This window comes from Devosia crocina (assembly GCF_900116545.1).
In the GTDB taxonomy this organism is placed as follows: domain Bacteria; phylum Pseudomonadota; class Alphaproteobacteria; order Rhizobiales; family Devosiaceae; genus Devosia; species Devosia crocina.
This window is the reverse complement of record NZ_FPCK01000004.1, coordinates 128,954-153,842: the sequence shown is the minus strand read 5'-3', so window position 1 is coordinate 153,842 and position 24,889 is coordinate 128,954. Positions and strand designations below refer to the sequence as shown.

The following is a 24,889-nucleotide window of genomic DNA, read 5'->3' as shown; positions in this document are numbered from 1 at the left end:
CCCTCTACCTAGCTTCTCTGCCAGACGAGCAGGAAGGCCCGGAAAAACCCGCCAAACGGCATCGCGCGTTCAAGCGTCTGCTTTGGCATGGCCAATGGTGCATTGGGCAGGCCATCGAAGGGCTGAAAGGACTGGTGCTTCATGCCTGTTCTCCACGCCACTGATAAAGCCATGCTTCTGTCAACGGTTCCCCACCTGCACTTATGCTGGCCTTGAGTTCGATCAGGCTTTCCCCGATTGTCTCCACATCGAGAACCAATCGCCATAGCCCGTTGGCCTCGATCTGTGAAAAGGCCAATCCAATGATTTCGCCGGCCGACACGCTGGCATTGACGTCGAAAAGCGTATCGGGCGACAGGTCCGGCAATCGTCCGCCGGCAAAGTCGATAACGAATTTGCGCAGGCTCGCGGCGTTTTCGACGCCCGAAACCCCGCCTTGCCCAATCCGTGTTTCCACCACATGGGCAAGGTCAGCCTCATCGGAGGCGACAAGATCGCCCCAGATCAGCCGATAGCCATATTCACGAGCTTCGCCCGCCTTGGGGGCGTCCTTCGGGATCCAGAACGCGGCAATGTTGTCATCGGTTTCAGAGCGAGCCGGAATTTCGATCAGCCGCACTTGGCCCTGGCCCCAATCCCCTGTCGGTTCGACCCGCATCGAGGGGCGGCGCTCATAGTGGGCGCCAGCATCCTGATAGTCCTCGAAATTGCGATTGCGCTGGTAAAGTCCGAACGCCTTCATATTGGCGTCCCAAAAGTAGGAATTGCCGAGAATCGGCGAATTGTTGAGCTGCCGCCACATCGGCAGGCCCGCTTCGGGCTCGAACACGAGACCGCTGCAATCGTGCACCTGCGGCCGGAAATCGTCGAAGTCGGACCGGTTGGTATCGGCAAAAAGGAACATCGACGTCAGCGGGGCAATACCCACCTCAGCCACATCCTCGCGGAAGAAGAGGCGTGCCGTCACGTCCATCACGGTTTCCTGCTGGTCCGCGTCGGCCGGCGAGATGACGAAGCGATAGGCCCCGGTCACGCTGTGGCTTTCAAGCGCTGCATAAAGCGTCATGGGACCGGGCCCGGTGGGGCGTTCGAGATAGAATTCGGAAAAGCGCGGGAATTCCTCGGGGCCATCGCGCCAGGAATTGATCAGCAGGCCGCGCGCGCTGGAGCCATAGATATTGCCGCGGCCAAGCGCACGGAAATAACTCGCGCCGAGATAGGCGACGAGCTCGTCAGCCACATCCGGCTTGTTCATGGGATAATTGATGCGGAAACCGGCAATCCCGGGAAACGCGGCGCTTTCGATCGCGTCACGCTCGGCCTTGTCGTCGAAGTGGTAGATGAAATCCTCGGTGTCGAAGGCGAAAGGATGGGAGTCCCCGCTCGTGATCTCGTAGACCGACACCGTCTCCTTGAAGAGCCAGCCGGGCGGAAAAGCCTGGATCTGAAAGCCGTGATCATCCCCCAGCCAGCGCGCCTTCTTGGTGTCGAACTGCACCCGGCGATGCCCGTCATAATCGAGCGCTTCATAGACCGGGGACTGGATCAGTTCCGGGTTTTGATAGGGCTGCGCTGCCATATCGCGCATGCGCGCGGTAAAGCTTTCAAAGTCGAAGGCACCCGAAACCGGCGTTGCAGCAACGCTTTGCCGTGTCATGGCGGTGGTCGACAACAAGGCGGCAAAAGCAACGGCACCGGACAGGAGGGTACGTCGCGAGATGGTGTTTGTCTGGAGTGGAGGCATGTTTTGCTTTTTGGTTCCTTCACGTTCCATCAATTTCCGGCAACGCCGCCAAGCTGGTAAAGTTGTTGCATGGCGGGCATGCGATTCGCGCATGGCAAGTCGTCACCGGTCACGAAGTGGTGAAGGTGCGGGGACGAATGGGCCAATTCATGGCACGCCATTCACCTGCGCGCTTTTGGCGCACCTGTTTCCCCGGTTTCGCAATGATCGCGAAAGACATTGGTTGCGAGCGGCGCGGCGAGCAGCTCGATCGTTTCGGGACTATTTGCGATTTCTGTCGACTGAATGCGAACCGGCGAATCGCGTCGCTGGCCGCGTGTTTCCCTGATGCTGCTGCGCGGGTCTCAGCGGGCGATCAGTACTTCCACGCCGCGTTGTTCAAAGAGGGAACGATCCGCATCCGAAATGCCCTCATCGGTTATCAAAGTGTTAACCATTTCGACCCCTCCGAGTGCAGAAAAGGATACACGCCCGATCTTGGTTGAATCGGCCAGCAGATAGACGTGGGAGGCCGATTTGATCATGGCTCTCTTGACGTAGATATCCCCGATGGCCGGATAGGTGAGGCCCACGTCGAAACTCACGCCAGCCGTGGCGAGAAAGAGCTTTTGGGCATAGATGCCCACAAAGAACTCCACCGATTTCTCCCCGCTCAGCGACAGCGTCGGCGCCTTGAACTGGCCGGCTGGCATATGCACGGTGTTGGTCGGGATCGCCCCCAGGATCAGCGCAATGTTGAGCGCATTGGTGATGATGTTAAGCTCTTGCCTAACCTTAAGATTTTCCGCGAATTGCGTGGTCGTCGTGCCGGAATCGATGATCAAAGTGTCATGATCGGAAACCAGCGCCGCCGCCGCGCCGATCGCTTTTTTCTTCTCCATATTCTGCACATGCTGCAGGCTCATCGACTGCACCTGCTGCGGGATCGAGCGCAGATATGCCCCACCATGCTCGCGCGTGATGAAGCCATCATTATCAAGGCGTTCAAGGTCTTGGCGGATCGTTGCTTCCGACACGCCAAAGGCTGCCGAAAGGTCGCGAACCCGCGCGCTGCCTTCCTCTTGCAGCCATTCGAGGATGCGCATGCGCCGCGGTTCGGCCAGCAATTGCGGCTGCGCGCCGATTTGGGAGTCGCTGCGATTTCGACGTGCTGCTTTGGCTTTTTGCACCTTATCCTCCGCCGGGGCTTATCCTGCTATAATAGCGGCTCCCCCACAAAATTGCGCAACCGGATTGCTCGGCTCACAGGAAACTGCGCCGGACGCTGTTTCCGCTTGCCTTGAAAATCGAAACATGAAACGCAAAAAATCACAAATATTCCGTATTGCACGCGAGCGTCCAGCGCGATACCAATTGGCTGAAGACGCCAGGAAAGCCTTTCCCGCGCGACGAAAAACGGCGCCCACGCCGCACACTTGCTCAGGGAGGCTCCCGTGCCATCGCCAGCAACGCCGCTCCAAAATGATCTGACCGGTGAGATCGCCGCCCAGGCGCTCTGGATCCGCCGCCGCAGTTTCCAGATGGTCTACGAAGCCCAGCAGGGACATCCGGGCGGCGACTTTTCCGCGGCCGATATCCTCGCCACACTCTATTTCGGGGTGATGCGCTATGACGCAAAAAAACCCAGGGATCCTGGGCGCGACCGCTTTGTGATGAGCAAGGGGCACTGCACGGGCGCCTTTTATGCCGTTCTTGCCCGCGCCGGTTATTTCCCCGAAGCGGACCTGTCGACCTATATGGAGCCGCTCTCCAAGCTGAACGGCCACCCCAATCGAAACTACCTGCCCGGGGTCGAAACCAATACCGGTCCGCTCGGGCACGGCCTGCCGGTGGCAACCGGCATCGCCATTGCCGGCCAGCTCGATAAGGCCGATTTCCGCACCTTCGTTTTGACCGGCGATGGCGAGCTTCAGGAAGGCAGCAACTGGGAATCGGCGCTGACTGCCGCGCATCGCAAGCTTGAAAACCTGACCCTGATTGTTGATCGCAACCGCCTTCAGCAAGGCGCGCGCACCGAAGATACCGCCTCCCTCGATCCGCTCGACGACAAATGGCGCGCCTTCGGCTGGCATGTCGAGACCGTCGATGGCCACGATCACGCGCAACTGTTCGATGTGCTCTCCGCCTCCCCTAAGGGGCGCGGCAAGCCGCTTTGCGTGATCGCCAACACCTTCAAGGGCAAGGGCGTCAGCTTCATGCACGACAACGTCTCCTGGCATCACGGCGTGCCCAGCAAGGAACAATACGAACTCGCCATGCAGGAACTGGTCTGATGAGCGCTGCTGCACCCAAAAAAGACGGACTCTACGACTGCCGCGATAGTTTTGCCGCAACCATAGAAGCCCTGGCCGAAGCCGATTCCCGCATCGTGACGGTGGTCAGCGACAGCGTCGGCTCCTCCAAGCTCGGCGGCTTCCGCAACAAATTCCCTGATCGCATGGTCAATGTAGGCATTGCCGAGCAGACCCTGGTTGCCGTTGGTGCAGGGCTTGCCAATGGTGGGAAGGTGCCCTTCGTTTCGGCTGCGTCCTGCTTCATCACCGGCCGCGCGCTCGAACAGGTCAAAGCCGACATCGCCTATTCCAACGTCAACGTGAAACTGATCGGCCAATCCTCCGGTGTCGCCTATGGCGAACTTGGGCCCACCCACCATTCGATCGAAGACTTGGCCTGGCTACGCCTTTTCAACAATCTCAAGCTGATCGTCCCTGCCGACCCCTGGCAGACCGCCGAAGCCATCAAAGCCGCAGCCGCCTATGACGGACCGGTCTTCGTTCGCGTCAGCCGCATGGCTGTGCCGGCGCTGGAGCGCCCCGAGGGCGCAAAGTTCGAGATTGGGGTGGCCGAAACCCTCCTCGAAGGCACTGACGTCACCATCATTGCAAACGGCACCATGGTCCATCGCGCCATTGCCGCGGCAAGAACCCTTGCAGCCGAAGGAGTGTCGGCTCGCGTCGTGAATATGGCGACAGTCAATCCGCTCGACGAAGCCGTCATAGCTGCTGCTGCCGAAACCGGTGCGATCGTCACGGTGGAGGAGCATTCCGTGCGCGGAGGTCTTGGTGGTGCCGTCGCCGAAGTGGTCATCTCGACCAACCCCGTGCCCATGCGCATCTTGGGCTTTCCCGGCTTTGTGCCCACCGGTTCAGCCGAATGGCTGTTCGACAATTTCGGCCTCAACGAACCCGGCATCGCCGACGCTGTACGCCAGACCATCGCGCGCAAAAAATGAACAGCGAGCTGATCCTCGCCATTGATCAGGGCACCACCAACACCAAGGCATTGTTGGTCAACGCCTCTGGCCGCGTCCTGCACCAGGCTTCTGTTCCGAACATGGTCACCTATCCCCAGCCCGGCTGGGCCCAGCAGTCCGCCATGGCGCTGGTAGACGGCGTCAAGCAGGTCATTGCCGAGGTCGTAGGGGAGGCTGGAACGGGCGATATTGCCGGTATTGGCATCTCCAACCAGCGCGAATCCATCCTCGTCTGGGATGCCGCCACGGGCGAACCTATCGGCCCTGTCGTTATCTGGCAGTGCCGCCGCTCCGCGCCCAAATGCGATGCGCTCCGCGCCGCCGGGCAAGGCGAAATCATCGAGCAAAAGACCGGCCTCGCGCTCGATCCGCTTTTTCCCGCTGCCAAGATCGCTTGGATCCTCGACAACGCACCGGGCGCCCGCGCTCGTGCTGAAAAAGGCGAACTGCGCGCGGGCACGGTCGATTCCTGGCTCCTCTGGAACCTGACCGGCGGCGCTGTCCACGCCACCGACCATTCCAATGCCTCCCGCACCCAGCTTTTCAATACCGAAACTCTAATCTGGGACGCCGAGCTCTGCGCCCTCTTCGATGTGCCGCAGAACATGCTGGCCGAGGTCAAGTCCTCCGACACGCGCTTCGGCGTTACGGCGGAAGGCGCGACCGCCTTGCCAGCCGGAACGCCAATCCTCGCCATGATCGGCGACTCTCACGCAGCCCTCTTCGGCCATGGCGTGCGCACCCCCGGCACGGTAAAAGCCACCTACGGCACCGGCACCTCGCTGATGGCGCTGACACCGCAGCGGGTCCGCTCCACCCACGGTATTTCCTCGACCATCGCCTGGAGCCAGGGCGGCGAGGTCCAGCACGCCCTCGAAGGCAATATCTCCGTCTCCGGCCAAACCGCCGCCTTCGCCGCCGAGTTTCTGGGCCTTTCCGACGCCTCAGCCCTCTCGGCTCTTGCGGAAACCGTCCCCGACAGCAACGGCGTTGCCTTCGTGCCGGCCCTTGTCGGTTTGGGCGCGCCCTATTGGCGGGCAGATGCGCGCGGCACCATTTCCGGTCTCTCCCTTGGCACCAAGCCCGCCCATCTTGCCCGCGCTGCGCTCGAAGCCATCGCCTTTCAGGTTGCTGATGTCTATTCGGCCATGGAGGCCGATATGGGATCGCCTTTAGGCGAACTCCGCGCCGATGGCGGCGCCTCGCGCAACGGCACGGTAATGCAATTTCAGTCCGACATTCTCGGCCGCCCAGTTGCGGCGGCGGCCGCGCCGGAAGTCAGTGCGCTCGGCGCTGCCGCACTTGCCTTTTCCTCGCTGGGAGTGGCCATGCCCGGCGTGCCCGCGGCTGGCCAATTCGCCCCCAAGATGGACGGCGCCACTGCTCAAAAACATCGTCAACGCTGGCAGTCCGCCGTGACCCAGACCTTGGCGACACAAGACCAACAGCTTTCTGGAGGAACCCCATGACCAATCAGCGTTTCGGCGCCGGCATCTGGCACTTTGCGACCTATCTCGACCGCTATGCCACCGACGGCTATGGCATTCCGCGCAATATCATCGAAGCCATCGATCTTGCCGGCCAGGTCAAGGACCTTTCCGTTGTCGACCTCAACTGGCCCTATTTCGGTGGCGAATTCTCCGACGCCCAGATCAAGGAAGCGCTTGATCGCAACAAGCTCGGCGTGATCGGGATCACGCCTGAAATCTATACCCGCGACTTCGTCAAGGGCGCCTTCACCAATCCCGACGCCGGGATTCGCCGCAAGGCTCACGAACTGATCACCAGTGCCTGCGACGTCGTCCGCTTCCATGGGGCAGATTATGTAAAACTCTGGCCCGGTCAGGACGGCTGGGACTATCCGTTCCAGGTCGATTATTCCACCCAGTGGCAGCGCTCGCTCGATGGCGTCGGCCAGCTCGCTTCGGAAAATCCGGACCTCAAATTCGTCATCGAATATAAGCCCCGCGAACCCCGCGTTCGCATGAGCTTTGGGTCGGTCGCCCGCACCATTCTCGGCATCGAAAAGATCGGCCTGCCCAATGTCGGCATTCTGCTCGATTTCGGCCACGCTATCATGGGTGGTGAATCCGCCGCCGACTCTGCCCAGCTCGCCATCGACCACGGCCGCCTCTTTGGCATGGACGTCAACGACAACTACCGCTCCTGGGACGACGATCTCGTCGCCGGCTCGCTCCATCCGCTCGAGCTTTTCGAGTTCTTCTATGTGCTGAAAAAGAACAAGTGGGAGGGCGTCTGGCAGCTCGACCAGTTCCCGTTCCGTGAAGACAGCGTTGCAACCGCTACCCACGCCATCGATTTCCTGAAGGCCGCGGCCAAGGGTCTTGACCGGCTCGACATCGACGCCCTTCAGGAAGCCCAGAGTCGCCACGACGCTATCGGCGCCATGAAGATCGCGCAGAAGGCGTTGTTCGGCGCCCTGGGAGAGCAGGACTGATGACCAATCTGCCCCGCGAAAAGCGCGCGCGTCTGATCCTCAATACCGACGCCAAGAACGAGGCGGACGATCAGTTCACGATCGTCCACGCCTTGCTCACGCCAACCTTCGACTTCCACGGCATCATTGCCGCTCATTTCGGCGCCCATCGCTCGAAAACCTCGATGGAGGACAGCCGCGTCGAGATCGACCATCTGCTCAAGTTGATGGACCTCGAAGGCCGCATACCGGTTGCCAATGGCGCGCCCACGGCTCTACCGGATGAGAATACGCCCGTGCCCTCGCAAGGCGCGCAGATGATCATCGATCAAGCGATGAGCGATGACGACAGGCCGCTTTACGTTGCTTTTCTTGGCCCGCTGACCGACATGGCCTCGGCGCTGCTGCTGGAGCCGCAGCTCAACGACAAGAACATTGTTTGCGTCTGGATCGGTGGCGGTGTGTGGCCTTCAGGCGGCCGCGAATTCAACCTGATGAACGATATCGCGGCAGCCAATGTCGTGATGCGCTCCAAGATCCAAGTCTGGCAGATTCCCTCGACCGTTTATCGCATGATGTCGGTGAGCTATGCCGAATTGCAGGAGCGGTGCGAAGACAAGGGGCCAATTGGCAAGTATCTCGTCGATCAGCTGATCGACTGGAACCTGCGTGTCCACCAAGGCCCCATCGAGCACCGTTCCCTGGGAGACACACCAGCGCTTTCCGTAATCCTCAACCCCCTCGGCGGCACCTTCGATTGGCGTCCTGCTCCCGAATTCAGTCCGCAGATGCACTACATCCACAATGGCGAACATCGCCCGATCAAGGTCTATGACACGATCGATGTGCGCTACATCCTCGAGGATTTCTACGCCAAGCTCGCTCGCTTCCATCGCGGCGTGCAAGGCTTAGCCAATTTCGGATAAGACAAGGCCCGGCATCGACCGGGCCTTTGTTTTAGCCGTCATTGCTCGAATTAAGCTCTTCCGGCCGCCGTCCCTCGGACATGGGCGGCACAGGATCAAGGGCATTCATCACGGCCTCCGCCAACGCCTCGACATCGATCCGCTGCGCGCCAAGATCGGCCTGGCGTTGCAGTTCTGCCGTTATAGCAGTGGCGATAGCTGTCCTCTGGGTGTCCTTATCCGTTTCCATCGATCGAAACTCCCTGTTGGTCGATACGCACTTCCAGGCTCGGCTGCGCTTGCTGCTGCTGATAGGTGTAGATGGCAAAGCCGATCACTGCGACCGCAAGAACCGCCACAATGGCGTAAAGTCCGTTTCGACTCATGGAAAACTCCTGACGCTTTATTCAGAAGTGTCAAACGCAGGAGGAGCGCTATGGGTTCACTCGTCCGCCAATGCCCTGAGCGTCATGACGAATGCGGTCACCCCGATGCCGACCGAACCTGAATTGTCGATGACTATGGGCGAGATATCGGCCGGCAGGCCACCACCTTCACGCGCGAGGCGCGAGGTGATCTGATCGCGGCTTTCCCGCCCGAGCCGGGCAAGCCGCTCCGCACGTCGCGAAATCTCCGCGGTGATCATCACCACCCGGCAGGTGGGATATTTGGCTATGGCCTGGCCTACAGCGTGGCGGGCAACATTGGCGACAACAACGCGGCCGAGGGCCAGGTCGGTATCGACGCTGATCGGCAGCCCGTAGTCGTAGCCGTGAGCCTGCCAGGAAAGGGCCAGGCGATCATTGGCGAGGGCTTCCGCAAATTCAACTGCATCGAGTGTGATGTGATCTTCAAGATCGTGGTCCGCGGGCCGCGTTCCCACGCGCCGGACGAAGCTGAAGCGCTTGTCATTGTCGAGCGCTTGCCGGGTCGAGGAGAGCAGCGTGTCCTTGCCCACTCCCGATGGACCCACGACAAGCACCAGCAATCCCGGCGGGCGTTCGCTCAACTGACCCTCAATCCCTCTTTCCAGACGCCCCGCACGGCGGGCACGCGTGTCTGACCTGAAACTCGCACCAGATCGGCCCTTTTGCCAATGGCGATTTCGCCGCGATCCTCAAGTCCTACCGCTTTTGCCGGGTTGCGGGTGATCGTGGCAACAGCCTGCGGCAGGCCCACATCATCGATACGCTGGGGCAGAATGAACGCGGCCTGAAGAAGCGAGAAAGGAACATAGTCCGAGCTCAGAATATCGAGAAGCCCCGCTGCAACAAGGTTAGTCGCCGAGATGTTGCCCGAATGCGACCTGCCGCGCACCACATTGGGCGCTCCCATCAGCACGGCGAGCCCGGCATCGTGGGCCGCCGCCGCCGCTTCAAGCGTTGTCGGAAACTCGGCAATGGCCAGGCCATCTTCGGCTGCCTCTTCGACGTGGGCGAGCGTCGCGTCGTCATGGCTGGCGAGCGCGATCCCGAGCGCATGGGCATGGCGGACGATGGCGGCACGATTAGGCGCAGAATAGCGCTCGTGCTCAGCCTGCCGCGCATCGATATAGGCCTGCATCTGCGCTTGGTCCTGCCCCATGTGGCGGGCATAGAAGCGCTTATAGTCGTCAAGCGAGCGGAACTGGCGCTGGCCCGGCGTATGGTCCATCACCGAAGCAAGCCGTGTCAGAGGGTGATCGGCAAGGGCTTCAAAATGGGAAACCACATCATGGCTAGGCAGTTCGCAGCGCAGATGGACGAAATGTTCAGCACGCAACCAACCTTGTTCTGGTCCCTGCCGGATCGCCTCGACAAGCTTGCGGGCATGCTCGAGCATATCCGTCAGATCCTGATCGGAGCCGATGCGCACTGCATCGAACACCGTCGTGATCCCGGATCCTGCCACCTGAACGTCGTGAGCGTGCAGTGCTGCAAGCGGCTCCCAAAATACGCCGGGGCGCGGCCGATAGTGATTTTCGAGGTGGTCGGTGTGCAGCTCGACTATGCCTGGGATCAGGTAGTCGCCACCAAAGTCTTCGCCGCTTCGAGTGCCCTGCGTGTCAATGTCGGCAATTTTGCCCTCGCGCACGAGGACGCTGCCTGAAACGACCTCATCGGCCAGCACGACGCGGGCATTGATCAGGACCAGTTCGGGCGCGTTCATTGGCCTAACCGGTAATCTTCGAGGCGACGGAAAAGGCTTCCCGCTTCGGGCTCGTGATAGAGCACCAGGCGATCGAGCAGCATAGGCTCTGCAAGATCGGGCGCAAACCAGGTCTGCGCTGCCACCATGATCTCGCGCTGATCCGCTTCCGGCAGCCGGTCGGTCAGCGTCATGTGAAAGCGGAACTCGTCGAAGACATAGGGATAGCCATAGGCATCGAGCAGCTCTTCCTGCCGCGGCGTGAGGCCCCGCGCGACCCGCTGTGCGCGATCCTTAAGGCTCAGCGGCGCTCGGAACGGCTCGAATTGCTCGACAACCAGAGCTGCAAAATCCTGCAGCCCCTCGTTCTCTTGTTGCGGAACAAGCGCAAGGAATCCGTCGAGCGAAGCAACTTTCAGCTGGCCGAGCGGGACTGGCTGCTGAGCGCGCGCGAACTCGCCAAGCGCTGCACGCAGCTCTTCGAGGCTCGCGCCTGACGCCAGTGCCATCGGCGGCTTGATCGTTGCGTGAAACGCGTAGCGATTGGCCGATTGGGTGAGATTGAGCAGGCGATTGCGATCGATCCCGGCAATGGCACCCTCGAACAGCTCGTTGTTCGAGGGGTCGCGCCCGAGCCAGGCCGAGGCCCGGTCCCAGAGCGGCGCATTGACGGATGGCGCGTAGTAGATGGCGAATCGTTCGGTCACATGAAACTCCCTGCGCCTGCCGCTAACGTCCCTATGTGTCCGCGATTTGACGCTTCCGCAAGGCTGGACAAGTCTGCCGCCACTCTCCACAAGCGTGTTGAGGAAAATCTAGGGAGGATGACGATGGACCGCAACCTGCTCCAAAAGCTGTTCGAGCTTGCCGTGGAGCGTGCCCAGCCGGCGCGGGCGGTTGCCCAGTTTCTTCCAGAACCACCCAAGGGCAGGACCATCGTCATCGGGGCTGGCAAGGCTTCGGCGCAGATGGCCCGGGCGCTGGAGCTGGCCTGGCCGGGGGAACTCTCAGGTCTCGTCGTCACCCGCTATGGCTATGCGGAAAAATGCGAGCGCATCGAAATAGTCGAGGCAGCCCATCCCGTGCCGGACCAGGCTGGTCACGTTGCTGCCAGACGCCTTGAGGACCTGGTCAGCGGACTTGGCGCAGACGATCTGGCGATCGCGCTGATATCGGGCGGTGGTTCGGCTCTGCTGCCCGCGCCCGCGCCGGGGCTGACGCTGGAGGACGAGCAGGCGATCAACCGCGCACTTCTGGCGTCCGGCGCGCCGATCGGGGTGATGAACCTGATCCGCAATCAGTTTTCAACGATCAAGGGCGGGCGACTGGCTGCCCGTGCCGCCCCGGCACGCGTTGCGACCCTGGTCGTCTCCGATGTACCAGGCGATGACCCCGCACTTGTCGCATCGGGGCCAACCCTGCCCATCAATGGCAGCCGGGCCGAAGCAAGGCGTCTTGCCGCGCTCTACAGGCTCGATCTGCCGGAGGCAGCACAACGCTTGCTCGAGAGCGAGGACAATCCGGCGCCGCGCGCGGATGATCCGGTCTTCGCACAGAATAGCTCGGCAACCATTGCTTCGGCTGCCTTGTCGCTGCAGGCGGCTGCCGAACATGCAAGGGCTTCCGGCATTGCCGCCGCGATTCTTTCCGATGCCATCGAAGGCGAGGCGCGCGACGTGGCGCTGGTTCATGCGGCTATGGCGCGCGAGGTTCAACTACGCGACCAGCCCTTTGCCAGGCCTGTTGTGCTGCTCTCCGGCGGGGAAACGACTGTGACCTTGCGCGGCAAGGGCAGGGGTGGCCGCAATGGAGAATTCCTCCTTTCGCTTGCCATCGCTCTCGATGGCGCAGAGGGGATCACCGCGCTTGCCGGAGACACCGACGGCATCGACGGTTCGGAAGACAATGCCGGGGCCTTCGTCGATGGCAGCTCCGCCCGTCGCATGCGCGAAGCCGGCATCGACCCACAGGCAGCGCTCGCCAACAATGACGCCTACGGTGCCTTCGAAGCGATCGGCGATCTCTTCGTCACTGGGCCGACCGGGACCAATGTCAACGACTTCCGCGCCATTCTGGTGCGATAGGTGCAAAGCCGGTCATCGCAATAGGCTCACTGATGCTGGGCTCTGGGACCCTTCATTAGCCTTCAACTGCTGTCGCCTTAAAAATCATATTTATGTGGTAAAAATGGCCTTGGCAGGGTGGGCCAAGGTTTGATCTAACCTCAGCCAAACGGCTCGGGGAGAACAGCATGGCCAAGCGCAAGATCGCGGTGATCGGTGTCGGCAAGATCGCGCAGGATCAACATCTGCCCGTCATCGATGCCTCAGGGGACTTTGAACTGGCAGCGACCGTATCGACCAGAGGCGTCGGTCACGGCGATGTGCCGGTCTTCAAGACGCCGGCCGAGCTTTATGCGGCCATGCCGGACGTGAGCCTTGTCTCCATCTGCACCCCGCCCGGTATCCGTCACACCTATGTGCGCGAGGCACTCGATGCCGGCAAGGACGTGATGATGGAAAAGCCGCCCACCACCACGATTTCCGAGCTCGATGACCTCATCGAACACGCCCGCCGCCTCGATCGCGTGCTCTACCAGACCTGGCACAGTCAGTTCAACGCAGCGGTTGATCGAGCCAAGGTTCTCCTTGCCGATGAGGGCGTGACCTCTGCCCGCATTGACTGGCGCGAAAGCGTGCGGAAATGGCATCCAGGGCAGGACTGGGTCTGGGAGCCGGGTGGGTTTGGCGTCTGCGATCCGGGCATCAATGCCTTTTCGATCTTCACCAAGGTCATGCCCTTCCCTGTCTTCGTGGAAGCGAGCACGCTTACTTTTCCGGCCAACCGGCAGACTCCGGTCGATGCCGAGATCCGCTTCAAATCGAGCCAGCCGCACCAGCCGGAACTCTCCTGTGGCTTCAACTGGTTGGAGGAGAGCGGAGAAATCTGGACCATCCGATTCGAGACGGGCAAGGGCAACGAGATCAAGCTCGAGCGCGGCGGGCGTACGCTGCGCGTCAATGGCGAGGTGGTGCTCGAGCATGGCGATCTTGAATATTCTGCCATGTATGACCGGTTTGCCGACCTGCTCGACAAGCACGAAAGCGACGTCGACGCAGCGCCCCTACGGCTGATGTCGGACGTGTTCCTGCTCGGTGCCCGGGTCAACGGCCCGGTATTCGAGTGGTAGGCATCTAATCACAATCACGGAATGTCACCCCGGCGAAAGCCGGGGCCCATCCTGCGATTCCAAGATTTTGCCTCGCTGTCGAGGCGGCTGTAGAGTGGGTGCTAGGCCCCGGCCTTTGTCTTGGTGACATTTGGTGTGTGGAAATATAGCGCGGCTATATCCCGTCCAAAATCCTTTGATGATCGAGCTCCAGGCTCGCCGTGAGATGCTCGCGCGCGCCTTCGACATGACCTGCCTCGATGGCGCGAACAAGCTGCTCAAGGGCCCCGATCCGCGCCTCGCAATATTCGCTGACCGTATCGCTGTGGCGCGTCAAGGCGAGCGCCAAAAGCAGTTCGACAACGGCAACGACACCCCGAAGCAGGGTATTCTGCGAACTCTCGGCGATCTGGCTGTGCACTTCGAGACAGGCAAGGCCGAATTGCTCCACGCTGTCGCCGGCGGTTGCGGCCTGATGGAGCCAGTACTTCATGATGCGAACATCTTCGGCCGTGCGATGGCGGGCTGCACCCTCGGCGGCTGGGCGCTCGAGCGCGGCCCGAACGGCAAAAAGATTGTTGTAAAAGGTAGGATCGGCAGGCGCGTGGTAATGCCAGGCAAGCACCTGAGAATCGAAGAAATTCCAGCGGCTCTTGGGCGAAACCCGCGTGCCGACCTTGGGTCGAGCCTCGACCAGCCCCTTGGCCTCGAGAGTCTTCAGCGCCTCACGCAACACGGTTCGGGAAACGCCATAGGTTTCCATCATCACGGCATCGCTTGCCAGCACGGAGCCGACCGGAAAACTGCCGCTGATGATGGAGCGGCCGATCTCGTTGATGACGAATGTATGGAAATTGCGCGCAGCGTGCCGGCCGGAGAGCGACCGGATAAGGCTGCCTGCTTCGATCATGGCGTGGTCTTTGCGTTAAGCCCTGGCGGCTTTCTCTCCGGGTGCGGATGCGACGAATATCAGGCGCTGTAGCACGATGAACAGGAACAAGAGAATGCCGATGACGATTTTCGTCCACCAGCTCGACAGCGTGCCGTCGAAGATGATGTAGGTCTGCACCAGGCCTAGCAGCATCACCCCGATGAATGTGCCGAGCACAAAACCATAACCACCCGTCAAAAGCGTGCCACCGATAACCACCGCGCTGATGGCGTCGAGCTCGACCCCTACGGCAGCCAGTGGATAGCCGGCTGAGGTATAGAGCGAAAAAACGATGCCCGAAATGGCCGCGAGTATCGAGGACAGAGCATAGATGGCCACCGTGGTCCGCGCCACGGGAACGCCCATCAGCGACGCGGATACCGGGTTGCCGCCCAGAGCATAGACATAGGAGCCAAACTTGGTTCGATGCGCGATCAGCGCGCCGATGATGAATATGGCTACCATGGAAAGCCCGATCATGCTCAAGCGCCCGCCGCCGGGCAGCCGGATCGTCAGGTCCGAGACAAAGGCATAGAATTCATGATTGATCGGAACGGAGTCGCGCGTGATCACCGATGCGCCTCCGCGCGCAAGGAACATACCGGCGAGCGTGACGATAAAGGCGGGCACCTGCAGATAGTGTATGGCTAGCCCCATGGTGGCGCCGAAGGCGCCTGCCACGGCTATGGCCATGGCAAATGCGACAAGCGGGTGCAGACCTGCCCAGGAGACCAGCACCGCAATGAGAACGCCGGTAAAGCCGATCACGGCACCCACAGAAAGATCTATGCCGCCTGAAAGAATGACAAAGGTCATGCCCACCGCAGCTATGCCCAAAAAGGCATTATCGGTCAGAAAATTGCCAAGCACCCTGGTCGAGAACATGGACGGGAACTGCATCACGGCAATGGCATAGGCGATGGCAAAGATCAGCGCCGTGGCAGCGAGCGGGCGAAGGGAACGGTTCATTTGGCGGCTCCCTTGACGGCGGGCCTGAGGCGTGGAGGCGCGAGCCGGCTGGCGAGGGGCGACTGGATGATGAGGACGATGAAGATCAGCCCCGCCTTGACGATAAGGTTGAACTCGGGCGGGAAGCCCGACACGAGGATGCCGGTGTTCATGGCTTGGATGATCAGCGCGCCGACGACGGCTAGGGGAACGGAGAAGCGACCGCCAAGGAGCGATGTGCCGCCGATGACCACCGCGAGAATGGCGTCGAGTTCGAGCCACAATCCGGCATTGTTGGCGTCGGCCCCGCGGATGTCGCCGGCAACGATGATGCCTGCTATGGCCGCGCAGAGGCCCGAGAGGGAATAAACCAAGAGCAGCAGCATACGGCTTCGAATGCCGGCAAGGCTCGCCGCAGCGCGATTGACCCCGACCGCCTCGATGAAGAGGCCCAGCGCTGTGCGCCGCACGATCAGCGTCACAGCGACCATCAGCACGAGGGCGATCACGGCCGCCATGGGAAAACCAAAAAACGAGCCCGTGCCGATATAGATGAGCACCGGGTCGGTGAAGGTGACGATGAAGCCTTCGGTGATGAGCTGGGCAATGCCGCGACCAGCCACCATCAGCACAAGCGTTGCGATGATCGGCTGGATTTCGAGAATGGCCACCAATATTCCGTTCCAAAGGCCGCAGAGCAGCCCCACAAGCAATGCGGCGGCGACGGCCACGGGAGCGGGATAGCCCGCCACGACCATTGTTGCGGCAACAGCGCCGGCAACGGCCATGACTGCACCAACCGACAGATCCACTCCTTTGGTCGCGATAACGCCAACCATGCCGACGGCGAGAATGGCGACCGGCGCACCTCTGTTCAGCACGTCAATCAGCGAGCCGAAGAAGCGTCCATCCTGCCAGGTAATGCGAAAGAAATTGGGGAAGAGGAGCCAGTTGATCAACAGGACGCCGACCAGCGCCAGAAGCTGCGGACTGGCAAGCTTGCCAAGGGTTCGCCGCATCATGCCTGCGCTCCGTCTCTATGATTGGCGATAGCCTGCACGATCACCCCGGGATTGATGTTTTCACCATTGAGCTCGGCCACCAGTTCGCGATCGCGCATGACCACGATGCGGGAAGAGTAGGCGACAACCTCGTCGAGTTCGGATGAGATGACGACCAGCGCCAGACCTTCGTCGCGCAGGCGATTGATGGTGCGGACGATCTCGGCATGGGCACCGACATCGATGCCGCGGGTCGGCTCATCGAGAATGAGGAAGGCGGGGTCAGTTGCAAGCCAGCGCGAGAGGATGACCTTCTGCTGATTGCCGCCAGAAAGCAGCTTGATCGGCATGTCCAGGGAGGCGGCGCGAATGTCCATGGACTCCCCAAAGCGCCCGGCAATCTCCATCTGCTCGTCGCGTGTCAGGGCGCTGAACCAGCCCAGTTTTCCTTGAAGAGCAATGACGATGTTTTCGCGCACCGAAAGATCACCGAAAATGCCTTCGGCCTTGCGATCTTCTGGACAAAAGCCGAAGCCATGGGCAATCGCATCGGTCGGGCTGGTAATGGAGGTCGGCTTGCCGGCAACGCTCACGCTGCCTTCGTCGGCCGCATCCGCGCCGAACATGATCCGCGCCATTTCCGTGCGCCCCGAGCCGAGAAGGCCGGCGACCCCAACGACCTCGCCCTTGTGAATGGTCAGGTCGAACGGATGCACGCTGCGCTTCTTGCCATATCCCTTGAAGTCGAGCAGGACCTCCCCAAGAGGACGGTTTTCTTCCAGCATTGTTGCGCCGGAAAAGGCGATATCCTTGCCCAGCATCAGCCGGACGACGTCGGTTCGGGTCAAATCATCGAGCGACTTGGTGTCGATCAGCTTGCCGTTACGCAAAATCGTGACGCGGTCGGCAATGGCAAAAACCTGCTCGAGGAAATGAGTGATGAAAACGACGGCAAGGCCGCTCGCCTTGAGGTCCCGGATGATGTCGAACAGACGCTCGACCTCGTTGCGGTCGAGAGAAGCCGTCGGTTCATCGAGGATGAGCACCTTGCCCGACAGTTCGACGGCGCGGGCGATGGCCACGATTTGTTGCACGGCGACAGAATGAGCGCCCAATTCGCTCGACGGATCGAGGTTGAGACCATAGCGGGCAAGGACCGCGCGGGCGTCACGTTCCATCTTGCGCCGATCGACGAAGCCGAACCGGGTTGGCTGATGCCCGAGGTATAGGTTTTCAGCTACGGAGCGATTGGGGAGGAGATTGACCTCCTGGTAGACGGTGCCGATGCCATGGGTCTGGGCATGTTGCGGATTGTTGAGCGTGACCACGGCGCCATTCGCGAGAACCTCGCCGCCATCGGGCTGGTAAGCGCCGGTCAATATCTTGATCAGGGTCGATTTGCCGGCGCCGTTTTCACCGAGCAGCGCGTGCACTTCGCCGGGCCTGAGGCCGAAGTCGACCTTGTCGAGCGCGACGTGGTTGCCGAAAATCTTGACGATCCCGCGCGCTTCGAGCGCGTATTGCTGATCAGGCATGCGCCCCTCCCTGCCTACGAGCATGCGTCCAATTTCTTCCACCCCATCATTGCCCGGCTTGTCCGGGAAAACCCACTGCCCCCCGGTGGACCACCCGGGCAAGCCGGGTGGTGACGGAGTTCGGAAACTACGCGTCTTGAACCTTAAGGCTCTTAGTACCCAAGACCCTTGCGGCGGTCGTATTCGCCTGCGGGATCATTTTCGGCCGTGTAGAGCTTGGATTCGGTGATGATAAACTTTTCCGGTTCCGTGCCGTTGGCCCAATAGGCAGCCAGGGCATCGAATGCAGGACCAGCCATGTTCGGTGTCAATTCCACCGTGGCATTGGCTTCACCGGCTGCGATGGCCGTAAAGATATCGGGCACGGCGTCGATCGAAACGACCTTGATGTCGGTGCCGGGCTTGAGACCGGCGTCCTTGATGGCCTGGATCGCGCCCACGGCCATGTCGTCATTATGCGCATAGACCGCACAGATATCGGCGCCGCCATTGGAGGATTTGAGGAAGGCTTCCATCACTTCCTTGCCCTTGGCACGGGTGAAGTCGCCCGTCTGGCTCTGGGAAATGGTGATGTTGTCATGGCCGGCAATGGCCTCCTCGAAGCCCTGCTTGCGATTTATGGCTGGGGTCGAGCCCACGGTACCCTGCAGTTCGACGACATTGCAGTCTGTATCGCCCACATTGTCGACCAGCCACTGGCCGGCGACACGGCCTTCTTCGACCTGATCGGAGGCAACCGAGGTCAGATAGAGATCTTCGGGCGCATCGACGCCACGGTCGAGCAGAACGACGGGGATTTCAGCTTCATTGGCTTCGGCCAAAACGTCATCCCAGCCCGTTGCCACGACGGGCGCGACGAGAATGGCGTCAACGCCCTGCGCGATAAAACCGCGAATGGCCTTGATCTGGTTTTCCTGCTTCTGCTGCGCGTCGGCAAACTTGAGGTCGACGCCGCGTTCTTCGGCCTGCTGACGGGTCACAGCCGTTTCGGCCGCGCGCCAACCAGACTCCGAGCCAATCTGCGAAAAGCCGATGACCTTGCCGGAAATGTCCTGGGCAAAGCCAGCAGTGGACAAGGCGGTAGCGAGGCCTGCCGCAAGGGCAAGCTTGGTAATGATGCTCACGATGAATCCTCCCAAATGACCGCCCGGCGTTTTCGCTTCAGGCGATAGAGCGACGCTATATAAAGTACTATTATATGTAAAGAGGCTTCGAAGCCGGAACGAAAACGGCGACCCATAAGGGTCGCCGCTGCAAAAACCTTCGCTATTGAAAAGAGTTACCAGTCGAATTGCTTGGCCAGCGTGACCTTGAACGTTCGCCCAGTCGAGCGGTCGATGGAAAGGTTCTGACGGAAATCGGTGTCGAACAGATTGTCGATCCCGAGCTGCAATTCGGTGCCGGCCAGTGGGCCGGTGTCCGGCTTCCAAGATGCAAACAGATCGACCGTGGCATAGCCCTCTGCGGGGCCATCGGCACCGAAAGGCCCGGCGGCAACCACATAGCGGCCCTCGTCAGCCAGGGTCAGGCGAGCCCCGACATCGAAATTGTATTCGATGTTGCGCACGCCCATGGTCAGAGCAAGCTTGTTCTGCGGCACGGTGGTCAGCGGTGTGTTCCTGACCAGGTCGTCGCCGATCGTCAGGCCATAAGCGAGGCTGGCAAACAGCAGTTCGCTGTCATAGGAGGCTTCCACCTCGATGCCGTAGATCTGCGCCTTGCCGATATTGCCGTAATAGGGAACGACCGGGCCGCCCGGAGGAGAAGCGGTGTTCGAGGCAATCAGATTGGTCAGGTCGCTGTAAAAGGCAGTGGTCTTGAGCGCGGCGCTGTCGCCCGAGGCGATCAGGTCATTGCCCGAAAGCGAGAAGCCGCCTTCGATCGTATTGGCGCTTTCCTTTTCGAGCCCGAGGCTCGTGCCCTTGGCAGCGCCGCGCGGACCGGCTGCTGCGACCGAATACAATTCGTCGATCGTGGGCAGGCGCTCGGTGTGAGCGAGCGAAGCAAAGACACCGAAATTCTCTGTTACTTCGTAATGCGCTGCGATTTTGGGAGAGAAGGCAGCGCCATCGATATCGGGCGCGCCGGTTGTCGAATTGACCCAATGGAAATCGCCGCGAGCACCTGCGATCACCGTCAGGCGATCCCAGTTGAGCTCGTTTTGGGCAAAGATGCCGAGCTTGTTTTCGGTGCCCTGCGGGTGCGCGGGCAGCGGTCCGGCATTGTCCGGACGCACGACGGAGCGTTCCTGGGTCGACCCTTGAGCGCCGAACGTCAGGTAGTTCTCGAAATCGTCGGTAATCCACTCGACAGTGTTGTCGGCGCTGAGCTGGAAGGTCTTGTAACCATAGCGCGTGTCGAGAAGGATATTGTCGGGCTCGATGCGGCCAACGCCCGGCACGACGGCGCCGACGACGGTTGGCGGACCACCAAGCACGGCGCGATGATTGGTCTGGTCGTTGGTCGTGTCCGAGTAGCTCAGGCGTACGTTGAGATCGACCCAAGGATTGTCGGTTGCCGGATTTTCCCAAACGAGAACGGCGGTCTGGTCGATGACTTCACGATCAATCACGCCAAAGACGGCGTTGGTGCCGGTCTGTGCATAGGCCTGATCATCGGCCGTGCTCTGCCAGCGCTGGTAGGACACGCTCAGCTTCTGCTCGTCATTGTCGCCGAAATGGGCGGTGCCCTTGATCAGGCCAGATAGGGTATTGAAGTCCGAGCCATCCAAAACATTGCCGTTGGCCTGGGTGACGTCATCCCGGCGGCGCCAGTTGCCGGCCGCCAGCACTTCGAACGTATCGGTGACCTGCTGGGCCAGTACGGCCGAGGTGAGCGTGCCGCTGCCATTGCTGTCGAACCCGCCCTTGACGCGGAGGGCGCCGGTTTGTCCGTCCCGGATGAAGTCCGAGGCGTCCTTGGTGGTAAAATTAATCACGCCGCCCAGAGCACCAGCGCCATAAAGGGTTGAGGAGGCCGGCCCACGCAGCACTTCCACCTGCTTATAAAGTTCGGGATCGGAGAAGAATGAGCCCATGCGGTACTGCTCGTTGAACTTGGGCGTGCCATCGATATTGATGATGACGCGCGATCCATCGGACGAGTTTTCGGTCGTGCCGATGCCGCGGATATTGAAGGCCTCACCGAACTGGCGCTGGCTGCCGACTACCGTAACGCCGGGCACGTTGGCAAACAGCTCGCCGGTTGTCGCCGCCTGCAGCTGATCGATATCGGCCTGGTTGATGACCGTGACCGCCTGCGGCGTGTCGATGGCGATCTTGGGCGTCCCGGCCCCGATGACCAGACGCTCCAAAATCGTAATATTGGTCGCGTTGACATTTTGCGCTTGAGCACCCTGCTGCGCGACAATCGCCAGCGCGACCCCGCCCAAAAGCGCGGCCGCGCGTGACCTGACCAGCCCCATTTTCGTCTCCAGTAAATTCTTTTTCTTGGTATCTGGCTGGCTGGCATCGTGGCTGGCTTGCCGGTCGAAAGAAACAAGACTCTTTCAATCACCTATTGCGTGGATAAATTAATATGGCTATGTGAGTCAAGTTTAATTCTTCCGCCGCGTCACCTCGTTTCTGTGTCGTAAAGCACTGACTCATATGGATAAGATATGCCTGGATCGCTGGAGTCATCGCCGTTGAGCCTTGGGGAGAAGATCGTCAGCAGCGACGACATCCTGTCAGGGCGCACGGAGATACTGATCGAGCATCAAGGCGCGATCTATCGTCTGCGGGTCACCCGGCAGAACAAGCTCATTCTCACAAAATAGGCCCCCTCGTGACCAAGACCGTCGCTAAAACAGCCCAAGACATCCGCACTTTGAGGGCATTGCATCCGCAGATGCGCGAGCGCGATTTCGCTCGCATCCATTCCATTGCCGAAGCGCAGCTCGTTGCAGCCGAGGTAGGGCGGACCGCCATCCGCATTTCAAGCGATGTCGGCGCGGTTCTCAACGGCTTGACCGGCGTCGGCGAAGTCATGGCTTTGACGCGCAACGAAAGCGCGGTCCACGAAAAAATCGGTCCTTATGAGGGCGTGTCGATCAACAAGCATGCCTCGATCGTTCTGGGCGACCAGATCGACCTGCGGATCTTTCCGAGCCGCTGGGTCCATGGCTTTGCGCTCGAAAAGACCGCAGAAGATGGGTCGGTCAAGCGCTCGCTGCAGTTCTTCGATCGCGCAGGCAATGCCGTCCATAAGGTTCATGCCCGTCCTGCAACTGACATCGAAGCCTGGACTGCGCTTGTTGCATCCCTCCGCCTCGATGAGCAGTTCGACACGCTCGAGGTTACCCCATACGAAAAATCCGCACCGACGGAGGCTCCGGCGAGCATCGAAGCCCTGCGTGATGCCTGGTCGGCGATGACCGATACGCATCAGTTTTTTGGCCTGCTTAAAAAGCTCAATTTCGAGCGGCTCCATGCCCTTGAGACCGTCGGCGCCGATTATGCCTGGCAACTCGACCACACTGCGGTCGAAGCCATGTTCGGTAAGGTTGCAGGCACCGACCTGCCGATCATGGTCTTTGCCGGCAATGAAGGCTGCATTCAGATTCACTCGGGCCCGATCACCAATGTCAGTCCCATGGGGCCCTGGCTCAACGTCATGGACGAGACATTCCACCTGCATCTGCGTCTCGACCATATCGCAGCGGCTTGGGCCGTGCGGAAGCCGACCAAGGACGGCCACGTCACCTCCGTCGAGCTCTATGACGAAAACCGCGAATTGATCATCCAGTTCTTCGGCAAGCGTCACGAGGGCCAGGACGAGCGGAGCGAATGGCGTTCCGTGGTCGAGCAATTGCCGCTGTTTTCCACCTCCAACGCTGCTTGAAGGGGCTGATATGCGCACTTTTGCTTCCGTTGCCGCCTTTTTCATTGCCACCGCGATGGCCGCTGCGCCGGCATGGTCCGAGGAACTGCACCAGTTTCCTGATCCGTCTCGCCTCGTCTCCATTGGTGGCTCGCTGACCGAGATCGTCTATGCCTTGGGTGGCGAAACAATGCTGGTGGCGCGCGACCAGACCGCGCTCTATCCCGAGGCAGCCCTAGGGCTGCCCGATGTCGGATATATGCGTGCACTGGCCCCCGAAGGGGTGCTGTCGGTCAATCCCACTGGGCTCCTCGTGATAGAGGGGAGCGGTCCGCCAGAAGCACTCGAAGTGCTTTCCCATGCTGGTGTGGATTACCAGACCGTTCCCGAATCCTATTCGGCTCAAGGTGTCTTGGATAAGGTCCGCGCCGTCGGCCAGGCACTGGGCTTGGAAGACGAGGCTGAGCAACTCACCTTGCGGCTTGAAGCCGATTTCGCCGCTCTCGATGCTCGTACCGATGCAGTTGTTGCACCCAAGCGGGTGCTTTTCATCCTCTCCAACCAAGGTGGTCAGATCCAGGCGTCGGGCACCGGCACGGCCGCCAACGGCATCATCGCGCTCGCCGGTGCCGAAAACGCCATTACCGAATTCGAAGGCTATCGCCCGCTTTCCGAAGAAGCGATCACTGTTGCCGCGCCCGATGCCATCTTGCTGATGGATCGCGGTGGCGATCACGGTGCGACCGAGGCGGATCTTCTGGAGCATCCGGCAATTGCGCTAACGCCGGCCGGACAGAGCAGGGCGATCTATCGCATGGATGGGGCTTATCTTCTCGGCTTTGGCCCGCGCACCGCGGAAGCTGCAAGCGAGCTGTCCGATCTTCTTTACGGCCCTGCGCCGCAGTGACGAGTCGAAGATGACAAGTACCATGATCCTGCACAGCATCGGCGTGCCGGCTCGACCGGAGGGCGATCGCAGCCACCTCGGCCGCCTTGCTGTCTTTGCGCTCGCCCTTGCGCTTGTTGCAGCAATGGCTCTTTCCGTCACCACCGGCGCTTCGGGTGCTTCTGCGCTCAATCTCATCGGCGCTTGGCTCGGCTTCGTGCCAGCAGACGATGCGGCGCTGCTGCGCGATTCCGCTGTCATTCTCAATATCCGCATGCCGCGCATGGTACTGGGCGTGCTGATTGGATCAGGCCTTGCCGTGTCAGGCCTTTTGATGCAGGGGCTCTTCCGCAATCCGCTTGCTGATCCCGGCCTCGTCGGGGTGTCGAGTGGCTCGGCCCTCGGTGCGATCGTCATCATCGTTCTGGGCGGCACGGCTCTCGCGCCGTTCACGTCTGCGCTGGGTATATGGGCTCTACCTGCTGCGGCGTTTTGCGGGGGGCTTGTCATCACCACGATCCTTTATCGTGTGGCCACCCGCGGCGGCCAAACTGCCATAGCCACAATGTTGCTCGCCGGAATTGCTATCGGGGCTCTAGCGGGCGCCTTTTCTGGCCTACTGACCTATGTCGCCAGTGATAATCAGCTGCGTGACCTGACCTTCTGGGGCATGGGCTCTCTGGCCGGCGCCAACTGGATCAAGGTGGCTGCCGCTGGACCGATCATCATCTGCGCGCTTGCCGCAGCAGCCTTTCTTGCCCGGGGCTTGAACGCAATGACCCTTGGGGAAGCAACGGCATCCCATCTCGGCGTGCCTGTCCAACGCTTCAAGCGCTTGACCATTCTCTCGGTTGCTGCTGCCACGGGAGCCTCTGTGGCCGTCAGCGGCGGCATCGGTTTCGTCGGTATCGTCGTGCCACACCTGTTGCGTCTCGTCATCGGGCCCGACCATCGCTATCTGCTGCCCGCCAGCGCCCTGCTTGGAGCAACGTTCCTGCTTCTTTGCGACGCCTTGAGCCGCACCATCGTCGCGCCGGCGGAGCTGCCGATCGGCATCGTCACCGCCGCTTTCGGCGGGCCGTTCTTTCTCTGGATCCTGCTGCATCGGCGCAGTGCCTTTGCCTGGTGAGCC

General features: G+C 60.9%; 25 protein-coding genes. 11 read left to right on the top strand and 14 right to left on the bottom strand.

All coding sequences use genetic code 11. The features are described 5' to 3' along the window. Positions 1-8: 8 nt before the first annotated feature. The 3 genes from BM364_RS18795 to BM364_RS16785 form a co-directional block, all read right to left on the bottom strand. Complete coding sequence (locus BM364_RS18795; RefSeq protein ID WP_280140661.1) at positions 9-143, bottom strand: hypothetical protein; 135 nt, start codon at positions 141-143, stop codon at positions 9-11. Then, complete coding sequence (locus tag BM364_RS16790; RefSeq protein WP_092427234.1) at positions 140-1,744, bottom strand: OpgD/OpgG family glucan biosynthesis protein; 1,605 nt, start codon at positions 1,742-1,744, stop codon at positions 140-142. The genes BM364_RS18795 and BM364_RS16790 overlap by 4 nt, the downstream gene beginning before the upstream one ends. Positions 1,745-2,088: 344 nt before the next feature. Further along, a complete protein-coding gene (locus BM364_RS16785; RefSeq protein ID WP_244542927.1) occupies positions 2,089-2,913 on the bottom strand; it encodes a DeoR/GlpR family DNA-binding transcription regulator in 825 nt (274 codons plus the stop codon). Positions 2,914-3,264: 351 nt separating this feature from the next. Here BM364_RS16785 and BM364_RS16780 point away from each other — a divergent pair, with 351 nt between their 5' ends. Genes BM364_RS16780 through BM364_RS16760 form a run of 5 tightly spaced genes read left to right on the top strand, consistent with a single transcriptional unit; the run spans position 3,265 to position 8,360 of the window. After that, entirely contained in the window at positions 3,265-4,017 is a 753-nt protein-coding gene (locus tag BM364_RS16780) for a transketolase (protein WP_092427231.1), read from the top strand. Then, positions 4,017-4,976, top strand: a complete 960-nt coding sequence (locus BM364_RS16775) for a transketolase family protein (protein ID WP_092426633.1) — start codon at positions 4,017-4,019, stop codon at positions 4,974-4,976. Before BM364_RS16780 ends, BM364_RS16775 begins: the two co-directional genes overlap by 1 nt. Continuing rightward, entirely contained in the window at positions 4,973-6,466 is a 1,494-nt protein-coding gene (locus BM364_RS16770; RefSeq protein WP_175528649.1) for an FGGY family carbohydrate kinase, read from the top strand. The genes BM364_RS16775 and BM364_RS16770 overlap by 4 nt, the downstream gene beginning before the upstream one ends. Next, positions 6,463-7,455: a sugar phosphate isomerase/epimerase family protein gene (locus BM364_RS16765; protein WP_092426629.1), complete on the top strand. Its 993-nt coding sequence runs from the start codon at positions 6,463-6,465 to the stop codon at positions 7,453-7,455. Before BM364_RS16770 ends, BM364_RS16765 begins: the two co-directional genes overlap by 4 nt. Next, positions 7,455-8,360 (top strand): nucleoside hydrolase, encoded by a 906-nt coding sequence (locus BM364_RS16760; RefSeq protein WP_092426628.1) that lies wholly within the window; start codon positions 7,455-7,457, stop codon positions 8,358-8,360. Before BM364_RS16765 ends, BM364_RS16760 begins: the two co-directional genes overlap by 1 nt. A gap of 31 nt (positions 8,361-8,391) precedes the next feature. On the opposite strand, the gene BM364_RS16755 is transcribed toward BM364_RS16760, so the two are convergent. Genes BM364_RS16755 through BM364_RS16735 form a run of 5 tightly spaced genes read right to left on the bottom strand, consistent with a single transcriptional unit; the run spans position 8,392 to position 11,173 of the window. Next, positions 8,392-8,589, bottom strand: a complete 198-nt coding sequence (locus BM364_RS16755) for a hypothetical protein (RefSeq protein ID WP_092426625.1) — start codon at positions 8,587-8,589, stop codon at positions 8,392-8,394. Further along, a complete protein-coding gene (locus BM364_RS18565; RefSeq protein ID WP_092426623.1) occupies positions 8,576-8,725 on the bottom strand; it encodes a hypothetical protein in 150 nt (49 codons plus the stop codon). Before BM364_RS18565 ends, BM364_RS16755 begins: the two co-directional genes overlap by 14 nt. Positions 8,726-8,781: 56 nt before the next feature. Next, positions 8,782-9,348, bottom strand: coding sequence for a phosphonate metabolism protein/1,5-bisphosphokinase (PRPP-forming) PhnN (gene phnN, locus BM364_RS16745; RefSeq protein WP_175528648.1), 567 nt, complete (start codon positions 9,346-9,348; stop codon positions 8,782-8,784). After that, positions 9,345-10,487, bottom strand: a complete 1,143-nt coding sequence (locus tag BM364_RS16740; RefSeq protein WP_092426619.1) for an alpha-D-ribose 1-methylphosphonate 5-triphosphate diphosphatase — start codon at positions 10,485-10,487, stop codon at positions 9,345-9,347. The genes phnN and BM364_RS16740 overlap by 4 nt, the downstream gene beginning before the upstream one ends. Further along, positions 10,484-11,173: a DUF1045 domain-containing protein gene (locus tag BM364_RS16735; protein WP_092426618.1), complete on the bottom strand. Its 690-nt coding sequence runs from the start codon at positions 11,171-11,173 to the stop codon at positions 10,484-10,486. The genes BM364_RS16740 and BM364_RS16735 overlap by 4 nt, the downstream gene beginning before the upstream one ends. Before the next feature lie 117 nt (positions 11,174-11,290). On the opposite strand from BM364_RS16735, the gene BM364_RS16730 reads away from it, so the two are divergent. Then, positions 11,291-12,550, top strand: coding sequence for a glycerate kinase type-2 family protein (locus tag BM364_RS16730; protein WP_092426616.1), 1,260 nt, complete (start codon positions 11,291-11,293; stop codon positions 12,548-12,550). Between the two features lie 167 nt (positions 12,551-12,717). Further along, the gene (locus BM364_RS16725; RefSeq protein WP_092426614.1) at positions 12,718-13,656 is read left to right on the top strand and encodes a Gfo/Idh/MocA family protein; all 939 of its coding nucleotides are present in this window, start codon (positions 12,718-12,720) and stop codon (positions 13,654-13,656) included. Positions 13,657-13,810: 154 nt separating this feature from the next. Here BM364_RS16725 and BM364_RS16720 read toward each other — a convergent pair whose 3' ends face one another. The 6 genes from BM364_RS16720 to BM364_RS16695 form a co-directional block, all read right to left on the bottom strand. Beyond that, positions 13,811-14,545, bottom strand: a complete 735-nt coding sequence (locus BM364_RS16720) for a FadR/GntR family transcriptional regulator (protein WP_092426613.1) — start codon at positions 14,543-14,545, stop codon at positions 13,811-13,813. A 15-nt stretch (positions 14,546-14,560) separates the two neighbouring features. Further along, positions 14,561-15,535, bottom strand: coding sequence for a galactofuranose ABC transporter, permease protein YjfF (gene yjfF, locus BM364_RS16715; protein ID WP_092426611.1), 975 nt, complete (start codon positions 15,533-15,535; stop codon positions 14,561-14,563). Then, entirely contained in the window at positions 15,532-16,536 is a 1,005-nt protein-coding gene (locus BM364_RS16710) for an ABC transporter permease (protein WP_425284911.1), read from the bottom strand. Before BM364_RS16710 ends, yjfF begins: the two co-directional genes overlap by 4 nt. Then, positions 16,533-18,050, bottom strand: coding sequence for a sugar ABC transporter ATP-binding protein (locus BM364_RS16705; protein ID WP_092426608.1), 1,518 nt, complete (start codon positions 18,048-18,050; stop codon positions 16,533-16,535). The genes BM364_RS16710 and BM364_RS16705 overlap by 4 nt, the downstream gene beginning before the upstream one ends. Before the next feature lie 152 nt (positions 18,051-18,202). Next, positions 18,203-19,126, bottom strand: coding sequence for a galactofuranose ABC transporter, galactofuranose-binding protein YtfQ (ytfQ, locus tag BM364_RS16700; RefSeq protein WP_092427226.1), 924 nt, complete (start codon positions 19,124-19,126; stop codon positions 18,203-18,205). Between the two features lie 203 nt (positions 19,127-19,329). Beyond that, the gene (locus BM364_RS16695) at positions 19,330-21,474 is read right to left on the bottom strand and encodes a TonB-dependent receptor domain-containing protein (RefSeq protein ID WP_092426606.1); all 2,145 of its coding nucleotides are present in this window, start codon (positions 21,472-21,474) and stop codon (positions 19,330-19,332) included. Between the two features lie 195 nt (positions 21,475-21,669). Between BM364_RS16695 and hemP the strand changes: the two genes are divergently transcribed. Genes hemP through BM364_RS16675 form a run of 4 tightly spaced genes read left to right on the top strand, consistent with a single transcriptional unit; the run spans position 21,670 to position 24,886 of the window. Continuing rightward, entirely contained in the window at positions 21,670-21,828 is a 159-nt protein-coding gene (gene hemP / locus BM364_RS16690; protein WP_092426604.1) for a hemin uptake protein HemP, read from the top strand. A gap of 8 nt (positions 21,829-21,836) precedes the next feature. After that, positions 21,837-22,892, top strand: coding sequence for a hemin-degrading factor (locus BM364_RS16685; protein ID WP_244542926.1), 1,056 nt, complete (start codon positions 21,837-21,839; stop codon positions 22,890-22,892). A 10-nt stretch (positions 22,893-22,902) separates the two neighbouring features. Beyond that, on the top strand, positions 22,903-23,778 hold the full coding sequence (locus tag BM364_RS16680) for a heme/hemin ABC transporter substrate-binding protein (protein ID WP_092426600.1): 876 nt from the start codon (positions 22,903-22,905) through the stop codon (positions 23,776-23,778). A gap of 10 nt (positions 23,779-23,788) precedes the next feature. After that, entirely contained in the window at positions 23,789-24,886 is a 1,098-nt protein-coding gene (locus BM364_RS16675; RefSeq protein ID WP_244542925.1) for a FecCD family ABC transporter permease, read from the top strand. The last annotated feature ends 3 nt before the right edge of the window (positions 24,887-24,889 follow it).

What these genes read in the sequence shown, in the direction of transcription:
- BM364_RS18795 (WP_280140661.1), bottom strand. Translation starts at nt 143, where the DNA reads ATGAAGCACCAGTCCTTTCAGCCCTTCGATGGCCTGCCCAATGCACCA.
- BM364_RS16790 (WP_092427234.1), bottom strand. Translation starts at nt 1,744, where the DNA reads ATGCCTCCACTCCAGACAAACACCATCTCGCGACGTACCCTCCTGTCC.
- BM364_RS16780 (WP_092427231.1), top strand. Translation starts at nt 3,265, where the DNA reads ATGGTCTACGAAGCCCAGCAGGGACATCCGGGCGGCGACTTTTCCGCG.
- BM364_RS16775 (WP_092426633.1), top strand. Translation starts at nt 4,017, where the DNA reads ATGAGCGCTGCTGCACCCAAAAAAGACGGACTCTACGACTGCCGCGAT.
- BM364_RS16770 (WP_175528649.1), top strand. Translation starts at nt 4,973, where the DNA reads ATGAACAGCGAGCTGATCCTCGCCATTGATCAGGGCACCACCAACACC.
- BM364_RS16765 (WP_092426629.1), top strand. Translation starts at nt 6,463, where the DNA reads ATGACCAATCAGCGTTTCGGCGCCGGCATCTGGCACTTTGCGACCTAT.
- BM364_RS16760 (WP_092426628.1), top strand. Translation starts at nt 7,455, where the DNA reads ATGACCAATCTGCCCCGCGAAAAGCGCGCGCGTCTGATCCTCAATACC.
- BM364_RS16755 (WP_092426625.1), bottom strand. Translation starts at nt 8,589, where the DNA reads ATGGAAACGGATAAGGACACCCAGAGGACAGCTATCGCCACTGCTATA.
- BM364_RS18565 (WP_092426623.1), bottom strand. Translation starts at nt 8,725, where the DNA reads ATGAGTCGAAACGGACTTTACGCCATTGTGGCGGTTCTTGCGGTCGCA.
- BM364_RS16740 (WP_092426619.1), bottom strand. Translation starts at nt 10,487, where the DNA reads ATGAACGCGCCCGAACTGGTCCTGATCAATGCCCGCGTCGTGCTGGCC.
- BM364_RS16730 (WP_092426616.1), top strand. Translation starts at nt 11,291, where the DNA reads ATGACGATGGACCGCAACCTGCTCCAAAAGCTGTTCGAGCTTGCCGTG.
- BM364_RS16725 (WP_092426614.1), top strand. Translation starts at nt 12,718, where the DNA reads ATGGCCAAGCGCAAGATCGCGGTGATCGGTGTCGGCAAGATCGCGCAG.
- BM364_RS16720 (WP_092426613.1), bottom strand. Translation starts at nt 14,545, where the DNA reads ATGATCGAAGCAGGCAGCCTTATCCGGTCGCTCTCCGGCCGGCACGCT.
- yjfF (WP_092426611.1), bottom strand. Translation starts at nt 15,535, where the DNA reads ATGAACCGTTCCCTTCGCCCGCTCGCTGCCACGGCGCTGATCTTTGCC.
- BM364_RS16710 (WP_425284911.1), bottom strand. Translation starts at nt 16,536, where the DNA reads ATGATGCGGCGAACCCTTGGCAAGCTTGCCAGTCCGCAGCTTCTGGCG.
- BM364_RS16705 (WP_092426608.1), bottom strand. Translation starts at nt 18,050, where the DNA reads ATGCCTGATCAGCAATACGCGCTCGAAGCGCGCGGGATCGTCAAGATT.
- BM364_RS16695 (WP_092426606.1), bottom strand. Translation starts at nt 21,474, where the DNA reads ATGGGGCTGGTCAGGTCACGCGCGGCCGCGCTTTTGGGCGGGGTCGCG.
- hemP (WP_092426604.1), top strand. Translation starts at nt 21,670, where the DNA reads ATGCCTGGATCGCTGGAGTCATCGCCGTTGAGCCTTGGGGAGAAGATC.
- BM364_RS16680 (WP_092426600.1), top strand. Translation starts at nt 22,903, where the DNA reads ATGCGCACTTTTGCTTCCGTTGCCGCCTTTTTCATTGCCACCGCGATG.
- BM364_RS16675 (WP_244542925.1), top strand. Translation starts at nt 23,789, where the DNA reads ATGACAAGTACCATGATCCTGCACAGCATCGGCGTGCCGGCTCGACCG.